Origin of the sequence: Natronorubrum tibetense GA33 (genome assembly GCF_000383975.1) — an archaeon.
GTDB lineage: Archaea > Halobacteriota > Halobacteria > Halobacteriales > Natrialbaceae > Natronorubrum > Natronorubrum tibetense.
Genome location: NZ_KB913017.1, coordinates 1,168,957 through 1,182,665 on the forward strand (window position 1 = coordinate 1,168,957; position 13,709 = coordinate 1,182,665).

At 63.5% G+C, this 13,709-nt stretch carries 15 protein-coding genes; 8 read left to right on the top strand and 7 right to left on the bottom strand.

Annotated features, from left to right (window positions below; translation table 11 throughout):
- Window positions 1-166: 166 nt before the first annotated feature.
- On the bottom strand, window positions 167-799 hold the full coding sequence (locus NATTI_RS0106185; RefSeq protein WP_006088902.1) for an alpha/beta hydrolase: 633 nt from the start codon (window positions 797-799) through the stop codon (window positions 167-169).
- A 120-nt stretch (window positions 800-919) separates the two neighbouring features.
- On the opposite strand from NATTI_RS0106185, the gene NATTI_RS0106195 reads away from it, so the two are divergent.
- Entirely contained in the window at window positions 920-1,735 is an 816-nt protein-coding gene (locus NATTI_RS0106195; RefSeq protein WP_006088900.1) for a PspA/IM30 family protein, read from the top strand.
- 141 nt (window positions 1,736-1,876) lie between these two features.
- Complete coding sequence (locus NATTI_RS0106200) at window positions 1,877-2,218, top strand: hypothetical protein (protein WP_006088898.1); 342 nt, start codon at window positions 1,877-1,879, stop codon at window positions 2,216-2,218.
- Between the two features lie 48 nt (window positions 2,219-2,266).
- Here the strand turns inward: NATTI_RS0106200 and NATTI_RS0106205 are convergent, their stop codons facing one another.
- The gene (locus tag NATTI_RS0106205; protein WP_006088897.1) at window positions 2,267-2,839 is read right to left on the bottom strand and encodes an HPP family protein; all 573 of its coding nucleotides are present in this window, start codon (window positions 2,837-2,839) and stop codon (window positions 2,267-2,269) included.
- A 153-nt stretch (window positions 2,840-2,992) separates the two neighbouring features.
- Here NATTI_RS0106205 and NATTI_RS0106210 point away from each other — a divergent pair, with 153 nt between their 5' ends.
- Complete coding sequence (locus tag NATTI_RS0106210; RefSeq protein WP_338045751.1) at window positions 2,993-3,544, top strand: cupredoxin domain-containing protein; 552 nt, start codon at window positions 2,993-2,995, stop codon at window positions 3,542-3,544.
- A 56-nt stretch (window positions 3,545-3,600) separates the two neighbouring features.
- On the opposite strand, the gene NATTI_RS0106215 is transcribed toward NATTI_RS0106210, so the two are convergent.
- Entirely contained in the window at window positions 3,601-4,104 is a 504-nt protein-coding gene (locus NATTI_RS0106215; RefSeq protein WP_019991680.1) for an FxLYD domain-containing protein, read from the bottom strand.
- A gap of 219 nt (window positions 4,105-4,323) precedes the next feature.
- On the opposite strand from NATTI_RS0106215, the gene NATTI_RS0106220 reads away from it, so the two are divergent.
- From NATTI_RS0106220 to NATTI_RS0106235, 4 genes are all read left to right on the top strand, one after another.
- Window positions 4,324-5,367 carry a hypothetical protein gene (locus NATTI_RS0106220; protein ID WP_006088891.1) on the top strand — a complete coding sequence of 348 codons (1,044 nt, stop codon included), beginning with the start codon at window positions 4,324-4,326 and terminating at the stop codon, window positions 5,365-5,367.
- Between the two features lie 124 nt (window positions 5,368-5,491).
- The gene (locus NATTI_RS0106225) at window positions 5,492-6,517 is read left to right on the top strand and encodes a hypothetical protein (RefSeq protein WP_006088889.1); all 1,026 of its coding nucleotides are present in this window, start codon (window positions 5,492-5,494) and stop codon (window positions 6,515-6,517) included.
- Window positions 6,518-6,611: 94 nt separating this feature from the next.
- Window positions 6,612-7,655 (top strand): hypothetical protein, encoded by a 1,044-nt coding sequence (locus NATTI_RS0106230; protein ID WP_006088887.1) that lies wholly within the window; start codon window positions 6,612-6,614, stop codon window positions 7,653-7,655.
- Between the two features lie 68 nt (window positions 7,656-7,723).
- Window positions 7,724-8,008: a hypothetical protein gene (locus NATTI_RS0106235; protein WP_006088885.1), complete on the top strand. Its 285-nt coding sequence runs from the start codon at window positions 7,724-7,726 to the stop codon at window positions 8,006-8,008.
- A 290-nt stretch (window positions 8,009-8,298) separates the two neighbouring features.
- On the opposite strand, the gene NATTI_RS0106240 is transcribed toward NATTI_RS0106235, so the two are convergent.
- Window positions 8,299-8,643: a cupin domain-containing protein gene (locus tag NATTI_RS0106240; protein WP_006088883.1), complete on the bottom strand. Its 345-nt coding sequence runs from the start codon at window positions 8,641-8,643 to the stop codon at window positions 8,299-8,301.
- Between the two features lie 273 nt (window positions 8,644-8,916).
- On the opposite strand from NATTI_RS0106240, the gene NATTI_RS0106245 reads away from it, so the two are divergent.
- Entirely contained in the window at window positions 8,917-9,924 is a 1,008-nt protein-coding gene (locus NATTI_RS0106245) for a DMT family transporter (protein WP_006088879.1), read from the top strand.
- A gap of 328 nt (window positions 9,925-10,252) precedes the next feature.
- On the opposite strand, the gene NATTI_RS0106250 is transcribed toward NATTI_RS0106245, so the two are convergent.
- The 3 genes from NATTI_RS0106250 to NATTI_RS0106260 all read right to left on the bottom strand — a co-directional run bounded on the left by NATTI_RS0106250 (window position 10,253) and on the right by NATTI_RS0106260 (window position 13,427).
- Entirely contained in the window at window positions 10,253-11,248 is a 996-nt protein-coding gene (locus tag NATTI_RS0106250; RefSeq protein ID WP_006088877.1) for a hypothetical protein, read from the bottom strand.
- A 118-nt stretch (window positions 11,249-11,366) separates the two neighbouring features.
- Window positions 11,367-12,407, bottom strand: coding sequence for a dipeptide epimerase (locus NATTI_RS0106255; RefSeq protein WP_006088876.1), 1,041 nt, complete (start codon window positions 12,405-12,407; stop codon window positions 11,367-11,369).
- Window positions 12,408-13,427, bottom strand: a complete 1,020-nt coding sequence (locus tag NATTI_RS0106260) for a DUF1611 domain-containing protein (RefSeq protein ID WP_006088874.1) — start codon at window positions 13,425-13,427, stop codon at window positions 12,408-12,410.
- Window positions 13,428-13,709: the final 282 nt, after the last annotated feature.

The window sequence follows — 13,709 nt, forward strand, 5'->3', positions numbered from 1 at the left end:
CGAGACAGTCATATACTCCTTCCGTTTTATATTAGGCCAATAATATGCATTGAATCACATACATATTTGAGTGAGGATACTGCTTGCTAGAGTGGACGTGCGAAGGTCGCTTTTGTAACAATAGACCCACGACCATTCGAAGTAACGACGTTTTCGTTGGCTGTGACTACGGCGACTGGAGCACGGCCCCTTCGAAAAACGTACTGACTTCGTCGGCGATTTTCGCGTTCTGCCCGACAAAAAAGTGATCGCCTGGAAGCGGGGTGACCTCGTCGTCGTGCTCGCGGGCACGGTCGACAACCGGCTCCCAGTCGACGGTCGAATCGCGTTCGCCGTAACAGATCTGGACGGGCGATTCGATTCTATCCAGTGCTGCGACGACGTCGAGGTCGTTGGCGAGTCGGGCAGTCGGCGCGAGTGCGGAGACGGCCGCAGTGCCATCGATGTCAGCCGCGGCGAGCAGGGCCAGACTTCCGCCGAAACTGTAGCCGAAGACGCCGACGGGCAAGCCGTCTGCGCCCGCACCGCCAAATCGGTCCTCGCTACGTGCCCACCGAATCACGTTGCGAACGTCTTCGCGCTCTCCGTAGCCCTCGTCCCACGGGCCGTAATCGAATCGGAGACACGCGATACCGGCCTCGACTAGCGCGTCACTGACGGCAATGAGTCGGCCGTCGCTTCGCGATCCTCCGTGCTGAGGGTGCGGTGGACAGGCGACGACGATCGCGTTCGTCTCGCCATCAGGTTCCTCGAGCGTTCCGCGGACGTCCCGACCACCGGGAACGAGCACGTCGGTCATGGGTGGACCGACGACCCGGTACCTAATCAACGCGGCGAGAATCGTCCCGTTTATCCCCGCTATCGTCATCGTCTGTCGCTGATGTGATGTTTTTAAGGGCAACGAGCGATACGTAGGAGTATGGGCATCCTCTCTCGGACCTCCTACGTCATCCGGTCGAAAATCAACTCGGTGCTCAACCGGGCTGAGGATCCGACGCAGACGCTCGACTACTCCTACGAGCAGATGCGCGACCAGCTCCAGCAGGTCAAACGGGGCATCGCCGACCTCACGACACAGAAAAAGCGCCTCGAGATGCAGAAACGCCGTCTCGAGGAGAACGTCGACAAACACAACGATCAGGCCCGGACGGCCGTCCAGCAGGGGCGAGAAGATCTGGCGCGACGCGCCCTGGAGAAAAAGAAGACGAAGATGAACCAGATCGAGGATCTGGAGCGCCAGATTTCCCAGCTGCAGAGCCAGCAGGACAGCCTGATCGATCAGAAAGACGAGCTCCAGAACCGCATCGAGGAGTTCCGCACAAAAAAGGAGACGATGAAGGCTCGCCACGAGGCCGCGAAGGCGAGTTCGACCGTTTCGGAGGCGATGACGGCCACGGGCGAGGAGTTCGAGGACGTCGGCCGCGCCATCGAACGCGCCGAGGAGCAGACCGAGGATATGGAGGCGCGCGCCGCCGCGCTCGACGAACTCCACGAGTCCGGCGCGTTTGACGACGTGCTCTCGGACAAGGACAACATCGACCGCGAACTCGAGCAGCTCTCAACCGGCAGCGGGGTCGACGCCGAACTCGAGACGCTCAAATCCGAACTGGGCGAGGGCGAGACGGAGACGTCCGAACCGGCCGCCGACGAGGAGGAACTCGACGACGTCGAGACCGAGGTCGACAGCGAGGTCGAGGCCGAACTCGCGGAGTTACAGGACGAAGAGAACGCCTGATCGCGATCAGTGAGACTTGCCCTCCGCCCACGCTTAGAAACGTGGCGGACGGTGTGAGCGGTTCGGCGCTCGTTTTCGTACCGATTTGCGCAGCGTGTATACAAGAGCAACGACTACCACGGTCGATGCGAAAGAGACTGTATGGGCACGGAACAGGCGTTCGAGACGCTGTCACTCACCAATCAGGTCGTCCTCCTCGGGGTTGTTGAACTGGATCGAGACGACGAGACACCCGTCCAGACACACGAACTTCGACACGTGTGTAAAACGCAACTCGAGCACGTCGACACGGAAGTCGTCGGCACGATTACCGAGGCGGACGTCATGCGCTCGCTGTACCGTCTCGAGGACGAGGGGTTCGTCGAGGAGGTCGATATCGACGGGACGTCGCCGACGGGGAAGGGGCGGCCGGCGTACACGCTCGCGCTCGGGCCGGACGAGGTTCGCGAGGGGGTCGACGACGCCCTCCTCGAGGACGAATAACGACCTGAGGCGCTACGCTCGGTTTTCTCTCGGCACGATCTCGAACCGTTACGCTCGCGCATCTCGCGGTTTGAATCCGAACCACTCGGCGAGCGTCGAAATGACGCGGTCGTGGAGATACCACAAGATAGCGACGGCTATGACGATGATGACGCCATCCTCGAGACCGCCCATCAGCCCGAGCGCGACGATCAGCGTCGTCGCACACGCCGCCGCGTGATTCGTCTTCGTCAGCAGCATCGTCGTCGTCGTCAGCATCATCGCGAGCGTCGCGCTCGCCGTCAGGTAGACGAGTTCCCACGAGAACGCGATGTTAGGGCGGTCGAAGACCACGTACGCGCTGACTTCGTTGCCGACCAGCGCGTAGGCGATCAGTCCGCAGACGACGGCGACCGCGTGGCCGCCGATGACGTGGTAGCCGCCCTCCGCCCGCGGCTGCTCGCCCGTCGCCATCAGATACGCCGACGGTCCGAGGCTCGGAAACAGGAACGGTCGGCCGGTGACCAACGTGATCGCGCCGAGCACCGTAAAGTGGAGGAAGACGTTGACCGTGGCGCTGTATTCGTCTTTCAGGTCGAAATCGGTCTCCGGCTCGTCGACCTCGAGATCGGCGTCGGGCACGGGAGTCGAGAGACACCACGGACGGACAAAAGCGCTCGCGCTGCAGCTATTTACCCTGATCGGACCGTGGAAACAGCGAACTGCGGAGCGAAAGGCGACGCGACGTCCCGTAGTGACCGCGTTCTTATTCCGATCGCCCGCCAACTCCGGCCCGTGAGCGGACGACGAACCCGACGGCGACTGCTGTCGGCGAGCGCCGCGTCCGTCGTGGCCGGATTCGCCGGCTGCCTCAAGGAGGAAGTTGGTGGGGACGACCCGTTGCTGGGCGATCCCGAAGCGTACGCCGAGGTCGAACTCTCGAGCGCCAACGCCGGGGGCCAGATCGAGCCGCCGGTCGTCCATCTCGTCGCCGGCGGAACGGTCGAGTGGGTCGTCGACAGCGGCGATCACGAGATAGTCGCGTACCACCCCGATACGCACGGCGACCAGCGACGGATTCCCGACGGCGCGGAGCCATGGTCGAGCGGCGAACTGGGGCCCGGGGACGCCTTTGACCGCGTCCTCGACGACGAGGGCGTGTACGATTACGTCTCCGTTCCGTACGAATCGGCCGGCGCGGCCGGGAGCGTCGTCGTCGGCTGGCCGGACCCGGACGAAGAGCCGGGGCTCGATCCGCCGTCCGAGGCGTACCCGGACGCCGCGAAAGACGCCCTCGAGCGGCGCAGTGATCGGGTTCGGGCCCTGCTCGAGGAGGTCCACGAGTAAGAACGCTCTCGGGTGCTGATCCGCCCTCTGACCCGCCACGGTACGGTCCGTTCGAATTACGTTGGCGTTCCGAGCGCGGTGATATCGTAGTCTGCGAGGTCTTCGGGAGACTCGAGGACAATGACCTGAAACTCCCAGGTGACGCCGCCGTCCAGGTCGCCGGTCGACGAGAGGTAGCGCCCGATCTGCTCGCCGTCGTCGTTGTAGACGCGGACGCGGACCTCGGTGAGTTCGATCCGATCGTCGCCCGTGTTCTCGACGGTTCCCTGCACGGTCGAGCCGCGGTAGTCGTCCTCGAAGACGAACTCGTGGTCGGTGAGTGCGACCTCCTCGAGCGGTGTGACGCCCTCGTCGATCTCCTGTTCGGCGAGCGCCTCGGCGGCGACCTGTTCGTCCTCCGTTCGCGGTTCGCCGTCGATATCGCCGATCTCGCCCGTTTCGTACTCCGGATCGCCGCCGATTCCGGGACCGCCGTCGCCGGTGCAGCCGGCGAGTGCGGCTGCGGAGCCGACGCCGAGTGCGGCGAGCACGCGCCGACGGCTCGGTGTCGATTTCGTCATCGATACCGACCTCGCGCCAAGAGCGCCGAACGTACTCGCCGGCGGTTTGCGTAACTGAGCATGGTGATATCGTCCGCCTGAACGCATTTGAGTGTAGGCCCTGAAGGGGCAGCGTCGCGGCAGCCAAAAGCAGTCCGAACGCATCAGAGTGCGCGGAGACGCGCGGAATCAGTATGTGCAACGCAGCCGCTTATTGTCGCCTCGGCTGTCGATGCGGATATGGGGTCTTCCGAGACGGACGAGACGCTCGAGTCCTACGGTACCGAGATCGGAAAGCGAACGAACTCGGTAACTCGCGTTCGAGAATGGGTACTGGTCGAAGGGGACCGGTTGTTCATCGCTTCGCTCGTCTCAGTCGCCGTTTTCTTGCTGTTTCTCTCCATGAACGAGATCGGAATCATCTCGTTTGCCAACGACGACTCGATCACCCGGCTCGCGGGCGGGATGATCGCCGGCACCTTCTCGCTGGTCACGCTGGTCGTCTCGATCAACCAGCTGATCCTCTCTCAGGAGTTCGCCTCCGCCGGCGACGCGCGCGAGCAACTCGAGAGCGTGATGAGCTTCCGCGAAGACGTCTCCGAGACGACGGACGTCGCGGCGAGTCCGGCCTCGCCGTCCCGGCTGCTCGAGTTGCTTGTCGAGACGATCAACGAGCAGGCCGTTGCCCTCGACGACGCCGTCTCGGAGTACGACGACGCGGAGGTCAGAGAGCTGATCGGGCGCTACACGAACAGCATCGAGGAGAGCACCGACCGGGTCGACGACACCTTAGAGCACACGCAGTTCGGCACGTTCAAGGCAGTTTCCGCGGCGGTAGGCTACGACGCCGCCTGGCAGCTTTACGTCGCGAGGAACCTCCGCGGGCGCTACGGTGAGTCACTCCCCGACGACGCGGTCGACGCGCTGGACGACCTGATCGGGACGCTGGAGCTGTTTAACACGACTCGCGAACACTTCAAGACGACTTACCTGCAGAAGGAGCTCACCCGGTTCTCGCAACTGACGATCTACTGCGGCGTGCCGGCGATTCTGGGGGCGATGACGCTCGGCTTCGTCTACGCGGATCTCACCGGGCCGACGATCAGCGCGGTCTACCTTCCCTTCGTCGCCAGCGCACTCATCGCGGTCGTCATCTCTCCGCTCGCCCTGCTGGTCGCGTTCATCCTCCGAACGGCGACCGTCACCCGGCGGACGGCATCCGTCGGGCCGATGTTACCGCAGAAAGATCCCGACGCCGGGCCGTTCGACGTGACCGACGACTGATCGGCGCGGCGAGTAGTTACTCTCACTGGACGAACCCCGTCGTGTTATCGTGGGAACACGCCCCAGTGCCGTCGCCTCCCGGGCCGGGTATTTTGACCACCACGGCCGTCCGTTCGAACAGTCGATGAGCGACGCTGACTCGAGCGACGACTCCGGCGGGCAGGAGAGACTGGGCGGGACCCGGCTGTGGATCCTGCTGCAGTTGAACCGGTGGGCGTTCACCGTCGCGATCCTCCTGGTCGTGTACGTCGTGCTCGTCGCCGCCAGCCTGCTCGATCTCACGCCGTTGCGAACCATCGTCGAGAATCAAGACGGGATCGAGTTCCTCTTTTCGGCCTTCATCGGAGCGATTATTACGGGTACCTCGATCGTCGTCACGATCAATCAACTCGTGCTCTCACAGGAACTCGGTGCGATCGGCGATCAGCGCGAGCGCATGAGCGAAGCGATGGACTTCCGACAGACCGTCGAGGACACGATTTCCGAGGACGCGAGTCCCCCCGAACCCGGTGCGTTCCTGTTCGAACTCGTCGACGGCGTCTCCGAGCGGGCGAGGGAACTCGAGGAAGTCATGGAAGACGAACGCGACGACGAGCTCCGGAAGAAGATCGCCGACTACGTCGACGACGCGACGGAAAACGCCGAGAACGTCAAAGGTGACCTCGAGAACGCCCAGTTCGGGACGTTTCAGGTTATCTGGAACGCGCTCAGCTTCAACTACTCGCGGAAGATCTACGACGCGCGCAAGATCCGCGACGATCACGCGGACTCGCTCTCGGACGAGGCGAACGAGAAGATCGACCACATGATTGACACGCTGAAACTGTTCGGGCCGGCCCGCGAGCACTTCAAAACGCTGTACTTCCAGTGGGAGTTGATCAACCTCTCGCGGGCACTGCTCTACATCGCGGTGCCCGCGCTGACGATCATGGGGATCATGATCATGTACGTCGACGGGAACACGCTGCTGGGGTCGACGCTCGGCGTCGACAACCTCGTCTGGATAACCAGCGCCGGCTTCGTCGTCGGCATCTCGCCGTTCGTCGTCTTCATCACGTACATTCTCCGGATCGCTACCGTCGCGAAGCGAACCCTCGCGATGGGTCCGTTCATCCTCCGGGAGTCTGAACGGGACGAGGATCTCGGCTGATTCCCGTCTCCGGAGAATCGTTCCGGACAGGCTCCCGTCGCTGACTGCAGTTTCTCCGTAGCTATTTCCGCCACATCGTGGTATCCCGCGAGCGATGAGCGGCGACGGCTCACAGCCGAGCGACACGATGGCCGAGCGAAGTGCGGATCCAACCTGGAAGCACCAGCTTCTGCTGAACGCGAACCGGTGGCTCGTCACGGCCGGATTGATGGCCTTCGTCTTCGTCGGCCTGCTCGTCGTCGGGGAACTGAGTCCAATCTCGCTGCGGGCGCTAATGGGCGAGAAAGAGCCCGTTCTCACGCTCTTTCAGGCCCTCGTCACCGCCCTGATCACCGGCGTCACGCTGGTCGTCACCATCAACTCGCTGGTGCTCTCCCAGGAGTTGGGGGCCGTCGAAGACCAGCGCGGCCGTCTCGATGGAGCCCTCGAGTTCCGCGAGGACGTCGAGAGCTCGATCGACGCGCCGATCAGTCCGCCGGAGCCCGCGTCGTTCGTCCAGGCGATCATCGCCGCCTCCGACGAGCGCGCACGAGAGTTTCGGGAGGCCGTCTCCGACAGCCGGGACGACGAACTCATCGAGCGCGTCGACGACTTCGTCGACAACCTGACGACTCACGCCGACTCGATCCGGGACGACCTCGAGGGCGCCCAGTTCGGCACCTACGACGTCGTCAAGGCCGCACTGGACTACAACTACTCCTGGAAAATTTTCAGAGCGCGGCGGATCAAAAACGCCCACGCCGATTCCTTCGACGACGAAGCCGAAGCAGCCTACGACGAACTGCTCGAGTCGCTGAAGCTGTTCGGCCTCGCCCGGGAGCACTTCAAGACGCTGTACTTTCAGTGGGAGCTGATCAACCTCTCGCGGGCGATGATGTACGTCGCCGTCCCCGCGCTGGTCGTAGCCATGTCGATGCTACTCTTTTTCCACGCGGACGCCGTGAGCGGGACCGTCCTCGGCATCGACGCCATCGTCTGGGTCGTCGTCGCCACTTCGACCATCGCCGTCACACCGTTCCTCCTGTTGATCGCCTTCATCCTGCGAATCGCGACGATGGCCAAACGGACGCTCGCGATCGGTCCCTTTATTGTGCGGGACTCGAGCCGCGGCGAGGAAATCGACTGGGAGTCGGAGTAACGGAGCCGAGAAGCGCCGAAGTCGACGCCGCCCCGACCTACTTCTCGCTCGACGACGATTAGTGACGCATGGCCAGCACTGCTTCCGACACCGTCCGCGTCTGGTTGGTCGAACGAACGTATTCCGACGACGAACAGAACCTGATCATCCTCACCTACGCGACCACCGACGGGGACCGATACTTCCGCAAGGAGCGGGCGCTGACGTCGTTTACCGACGCTCGAGACACGACTGCGGCCATCGACGCCGATCCCGGTAACCTCGGTGCCGTCGGCGATGACCACCTGCAGGAGCAGTACGCCGCCGAAGCCCAGCGGATGGCCGACGCTCACGACCCCGACGACGTGATCTGACCACCGCGACTACCAGAATCGACCCGACCACGTGCGGTGGCGCACGCTGTGCTGTGGTGAGCTATCAGCGAGCCACAGCACGATGCCGTGCGAGGTCGTCGCGAGTGAACCGAGCGACTGCGTGGAAGACGCGGAGCGTCTTCCTATGGATGAGTGAGCGACTGAAAGGAGCGAACGAATCGGCTGGGGAGGACGTGGTAACCCTAGCCGCCAGCGTCAGCAGAGGACTCGTTTTCGTTCCCACTGACTCCACGTCAACCCACTTCACTCCACTAAAAAACCTCAGCGAATCAAAGCGGCGCGCCGACGAGCACGAGTTTGACGCGTTCGTCACCACGATTGAAGATCTGGCGGGACTCCTCGGCGTCGAGTCGAATGAGATCGTCCGCCTCGAGCGTCACCGTCTCCTCCCGGTCGGTCAACTCGATCTCGGCGGTTCCCTCCACCGTGTAGTAGATTTCCTCCTGATCGGTGTGGGTCTCGTCGTGTTCTTTCCCCTTGCCGCCGGGTTCGAGTTCGAGGATCGAGAAGCCGAGGTGGTCGGACTCGAGGTCTTCCTTGAGAAACCACATGCCGCCGAACTCCTCGGGGACGACTGACTCCGGATCGGTCTTGGACGCGGTGTCGTAGCCCATACCCGGCTACTCGGGTGGAACGGCTAAATCGGTGGGGAAAGCGGAAATCGCGTTTCTCGGTGCCGAGGGAGCGACCGATCGGAGTTCGATTGCTGCATTCGAACACGCCGTCACGACCGTCGCTCGCTCGCGTCCAGAAGCCTGTCTGTTGAATGACTCACACGGCCCCGGTTACGCTGGCTCGTGGTATCACGATTCTCGCAAATCGTTTACTTGAGCCGCTAATAGTCACTCCATCAACTTCGAATCAGCCACACACCATGAGAATATGACATGAGTGATACGAAAGACGTGCTGTTGTTCGGTGCGCTCGCACTTATTTGGGGGACGGCCTACACGGCGATCGAAATCGGGCTCGAAACGCTGCCGCCACTCCTGTTCGCGGCGGCCCGGTTAGACATCGCTGCCGCCGTCTTCGTCGGCATCGTTCTCCTCCGCCGTCTCGAGTGGCGACCCCGGACGAAAGCGGATCTGGCGCTCGTGCTCTCGAACGGACTCCTCGTCATCGGCGCGCACTTCGCGTTCTCCTTCGTCGGCCAGAGTTACGTCTCGAGCAGCGTCGCCGCGATCGTGCTCAGTTTCACGCCGATCATTACCCCGCTCATCGCGATTCACCTCCTCCCAACGGAACGCATCGTCATCACCGACGTCGTCGGTCTGGGCGCCGGGCTCGCCGGCGTCATCGCGATCGCCGTCGCCGGAGGCACCTTCGACGGACAGCTCCTCGGTATTGGACTGCTCCTGGCGTCTGCAGTCGTCTTCGCGCTCGGCTCCGTGCTGACGGAACGCTGGACGCCGGTTCTCCCGACGATGTCGCTCCACGCGTGGTCGATGGGTATCGGCGCGGTGTTCCTCCACGCCACGGCCTACGCGTATTCGGGGGCGTCGATCCGAAGCGTGACGTGGACGCCGTCGGCAGTCGCGGCGCTCGCGTACCTCGGTATCGTCGCTACTGCGGGCGGGTTCCTCCTCTATTTCGCCCTCCTGAGTCGGACCGGGGCGACGAACGTCAGCCTCATCAACTACGCGTCACCCGTCGTCGCGACGATTTTCGGGGCGACCCTCCTCGGCGAGCAGATCACCGCGGCGACCGTCGCCGGGTTCGCACTCATCGTCGTCGGCTTCGCGCTCTGCAATATCCGTCCGCTCTGGCGGCTCACCCAGTCCACTCGGAACGCGAGCGGTGGCAGCCGGCCGCTCGAGCACGGCGAAATTCGCGTCCGGGGGAACGTGTACACGGCGACAAACGATTCCCAGACCCACCTGCAACCGAGCGATTAACGCCGCTCGCTCGTTATCCGAGGCTCGCGGATAGCAGTACCGCTTCTTTCGCTGATTGACAATTCGTTTTCTTATCTAACGTCGGGCGTGAAACTCGCGGTAAGTGCAGGGCAAGGACTTACCGCTGCGGTCTGGTCACAAGCGCTGCACCCGCGAGCGACCAACGGGAGCGAGCGGCCTTTTTAGCGTAGATTTTTGCGCCGAGCGGTTCCGAACGAAGTGAGGAATCCCGAGGCGGAAAAAGGTACTTCTGCATCTGTAGTTACCGAGCGATTCTAAATCGAGTACCCGCAGTACTGACTGCTGAATGTATGACTTCGAGTACCGACTACAGCCCCGGCACCAGCGTTGCCAGATCGTCCGGCAGGTGTTCCGGGACGAGATCCTCCGGAAGCGTCTCCCAACTCAGTTCGTCGGTGCCGGGTTCGGCGTCGGTCTCGAGGTCGGCGTTCTCCGCGGGCTCTTGCTCGCGGTACTCCGGCGGCGGCGCGCCGTGGGCGTAGACGCCCTCGGGGTGGTCGACGCTCCAGACGTGCATCATACACGGCGTTCGGCAGGGAAACTCGAGACCTCCGAGCCCCTGACGGGCGAAGTCCTGCTCGTAGGCCTGCCGGTAGTACCACCAGCCGAACCGACCGGGAAGACCGGCGTGGTAATGCCACGGTGAGCAGCGACCGGGCGTCCCGCCGTGGTCGTCGTGTCCATCGTGCTCGCCCTGCTCGTGGTGATCCTCGTCGTGCCCATCGTTATCGTCGTCATCCGCCGCCTCACCGTCGATCACATCGCGCTCCGCGTCCCCGTCAGCGTCGCCGTCGTCGTACACCGCCGGCGGCGGATCGACCGGCTCGCCGCCTCGAGTCGCGATGAACATCACGCCGATCGAGCGCCAGGAGTCGTTGTCCACCAGCACGGACTCCGGTCGGTCGGGATCCAAAATCTCGTCGTCGCCGACGTATTCGGGGTTGATCCAGTGGGACCAGCCGTCGTCGTCCCGGTTGAGCGTATCGAAGTAGGGTTTGAACCCCGCGTCGACTAACGCGGCGACGTCGGGATACTGCTCCTCGAGCGACTCCCGAACGGCCGTCTGCAGCGCGACCGTCTCCGGGTGATCGTCGTCACAGCCGTCCATGCTCGCGCCGTCGCAGTGACCCATGCTCGGCTCGATGGTCGCGTCGGGACAGGAGTCGTCGAACCAGGACTGCGCCCCACCGGGATCGCTCGCACTCGCTTGCCCCACACCGACCACCGAAACCGCGCCGACACCCGCCGACGCGCGCAAAAGTGTCCGACGGGATAGGTTTCGACTGCCGTCATCGTCGTACATACCCGCATTTCCACACCGAGGAACGGCATAAAGGTCCGTTGACGATCCGACTGACATTCGTTCCGTGAAACTACTCGCGGAGCGAACGTTGATTCCCCACGGGCTAGTCCGGTTCCGATTACCGCTGTACGGCACCCGTCCCCGCACGCTCGAGACCGTCGAGATCGATCCGACCGTCGGGCATCGGGACGCCGTCGTACGGATCCTCGGCGAGCAACAGCGAGCCGTCGAGGTCGACGTAGTCGAGCAGCGGCGCGAGGTGACAGGCCGCCGCGATCGAAGCGTTGGACTCGGTCATACAGCCGCACATGACCTCGAGACCGTGTGCGCGGGCGGCGTGGATCATTCGTTTCGCCTCCCGGAGCCCGCCACATTTCATGAGTTTGAGGTTCGCGATGTCACAGCGGTCGGCGATCCGTGGGATGTCCTCGAGCGTGATACAGGATTCGTCGGCCGCGATCGGCAGCGGCGAGCGCTCGTAGACGAATTGCAGCCCCTCGGGGTCTTCGGCGGCGACGGGCTGTTCGACGAACGCGAGGTCGTACTCGGTCAGTCGCTCGATCTTCGAGACGGCCTCGCGGGGCGTCCAGGCCTCGTTGGCGTCGACGAACAGCGAGACGTCGGGGGCGACCGAGCGAATCGTCTCGATAATCTCGAGGTCGCGGTCCGTCCCCAGCTTCACTTTCAGCGTGCCGTGGCCGCGCTCGAGGGCCGTCTCGGTCTTCTCGCGCATCGTCTCCGTGTCGTCGAGCCCGATGGTGTAGGAGGTCTCGAGGGTTTGCGCCGGATCGAGCCCCCAGTACCGGTAGAGGGGGACCTCGAGCCGTTTCGCCGCCAGATCGTGCAGCGCAATGCTGACGGCACAGCGGGCTGCCGGGTTCCGGTTGACGGTCTCGCGCATCCGGCGTTCGATCCGCTCGAGCTGGTGGACGTCGCCGCAGTCCTCGACGACGGCGAGCAGATCGGGGAGGACCGTCGTCACCGTGTCGACGGTCTCGCCGTAGTGGGGGGACGGGCCGGCACCGCCGACGCCGACCGTGCCGTCTTCGTCCTCGATCCGGACCGTCACCACCTCGGCCTCGGTCGCCGTCCCGCGGGCGATGGTGAACGGGTACTCGAGCGGCAGCGCGTGTCGTTCGAATGCGGTCTCGAGCGTCATTTACAGCAACACCTCGAGTAGGTCCTCGCTTCCAAAGCGGATGACATCCGACGCGGGCATGCCGAGGTCGCTCGCGTACTCGTCGACGGCCTCGCGTGCGGCCGCGTCGTCGTCGAGGTTCGACGTGTTCAGCGCGCCGGCAACGATCTCGCTATCCGCGACCGGCGCAGCGAGATTTTCATAGAGGTCGACGTACGTCGAGAGATCGGGAAGCGCGAACGATTCGTAGCCGTGGATTACCTCCCGTCCGGCGTCGTGACAGAGCACGAGTTTGTCGGCCATCGCGCCGTGGAGGATGCCGCAGGTAACCGCGGAGTACGCCGGGTGAACGATGCTTCCCTGGCCCTCGACGAAGAGGTAGTCGTGTTCGTCGCCTTTCTCGAGGATCATCTCCTCGACGGCCCCGGCGGTGAAGTCGGACACCACCCGATCGATCGGGTTCCCCCAGCCCTCGATCATGATCCCCGTCTGGCCGGTCGGAATCACGGCGGCGTCGTGGCCGGCCTCCCGAGCGTCGCGGGCGAGTTCCATCGAGACCGTCATTTTGCCAACCGAGCAGTCGGTACCGACCGTGAGAATGATTTCGGCGTCGACCTGATCCGCGATGCCCTGACTGACCGTCAGATCCTCTGGGGGCTTTCGCACGTCCCGAATCTCGCAGTCGTTCTCGGCAGCGAGCGCCGCGAACTCCTCGTCTTCCTCGAGGAAGTAGTGCAGCCCCGAGACGACGTCACAGCCGTAGTCGAGTGCGGTTCGGACGTCCTCGCGCCAGCTTGCCTCGAAGCCGCCGCCGATGGGCGCGATCCCGATCAGCAGCGCGTCGACGTCCTCGGCCGCGAGGTCGGCCATCCCCTCACGGATCGGGGCGTCCTGGACATCGGGAACGAAATCGGAGACGCGCTGGCCGGCGTTATCGCGGTCGAGAACGGCGACAACCTCGTCGTCGGAGTATCGCAATACGCCGAGAGCGGTCTTGGCACGCCCGGGAAACTCTTCGTGGGCAAGGATTGCAATTTGCATACCCGATCATGAACGAGGGCCTACTTAACGGTAGATATTCACGACATCCGTGTCGTTTCGGTTACTTGTCGACGGAAACGGAGAACCGATGGGTCGGCGATCGATCACAGCCTGGCTTCGCCGTCCTCGAGTCGGAGTGACCGCGACCTCGAGATCGAAATCGTCGGTTGCTCAAGTGCACACGCGGGGGAACAGAACCACACGATCCGCTGCGTTGGAGCCGGGATAGGTCGTGAATTGTTCGCCGCAGCGCTCACAGAAGACGGAGACAAAGTCGGATAT

Bases quoted from the DNA above. Each gene is read 5' to 3' on its own strand.
- NATTI_RS0106185 (WP_006088902.1), bottom strand. From the start codon at position 799: ATGACCGACGTGCTCGTTCCCGGTGGTCGGGACGTCCGCGGAACGCTC.
- NATTI_RS0106195 (WP_006088900.1), top strand. From the start codon at position 920: ATGGGCATCCTCTCTCGGACCTCCTACGTCATCCGGTCGAAAATCAAC.
- NATTI_RS0106200 (WP_006088898.1), top strand. From the start codon at position 1,877: ATGGGCACGGAACAGGCGTTCGAGACGCTGTCACTCACCAATCAGGTC.
- NATTI_RS0106215 (WP_019991680.1), bottom strand. From the start codon at position 4,104: ATGACGAAATCGACACCGAGCCGTCGGCGCGTGCTCGCCGCACTCGGC.
- NATTI_RS0106220 (WP_006088891.1), top strand. From the start codon at position 4,324: ATGGGGTCTTCCGAGACGGACGAGACGCTCGAGTCCTACGGTACCGAG.
- NATTI_RS0106225 (WP_006088889.1), top strand. From the start codon at position 5,492: ATGAGCGACGCTGACTCGAGCGACGACTCCGGCGGGCAGGAGAGACTG.
- NATTI_RS0106230 (WP_006088887.1), top strand. From the start codon at position 6,612: ATGAGCGGCGACGGCTCACAGCCGAGCGACACGATGGCCGAGCGAAGT.
- NATTI_RS0106235 (WP_006088885.1), top strand. From the start codon at position 7,724: ATGGCCAGCACTGCTTCCGACACCGTCCGCGTCTGGTTGGTCGAACGA.
- NATTI_RS0106240 (WP_006088883.1), bottom strand. From the start codon at position 8,643: ATGGGCTACGACACCGCGTCCAAGACCGATCCGGAGTCAGTCGTCCCC.
- NATTI_RS0106245 (WP_006088879.1), top strand. From the start codon at position 8,917: ATGAGTGATACGAAAGACGTGCTGTTGTTCGGTGCGCTCGCACTTATT.
- NATTI_RS0106250 (WP_006088877.1), bottom strand. From the start codon at position 11,248: ATGTACGACGATGACGGCAGTCGAAACCTATCCCGTCGGACACTTTTG.
- NATTI_RS0106255 (WP_006088876.1), bottom strand. From the start codon at position 12,407: ATGACGCTCGAGACCGCATTCGAACGACACGCGCTGCCGCTCGAGTAC.
- NATTI_RS0106260 (WP_006088874.1), bottom strand. From the start codon at position 13,427: ATGCAAATTGCAATCCTTGCCCACGAAGAGTTTCCCGGGCGTGCCAAG.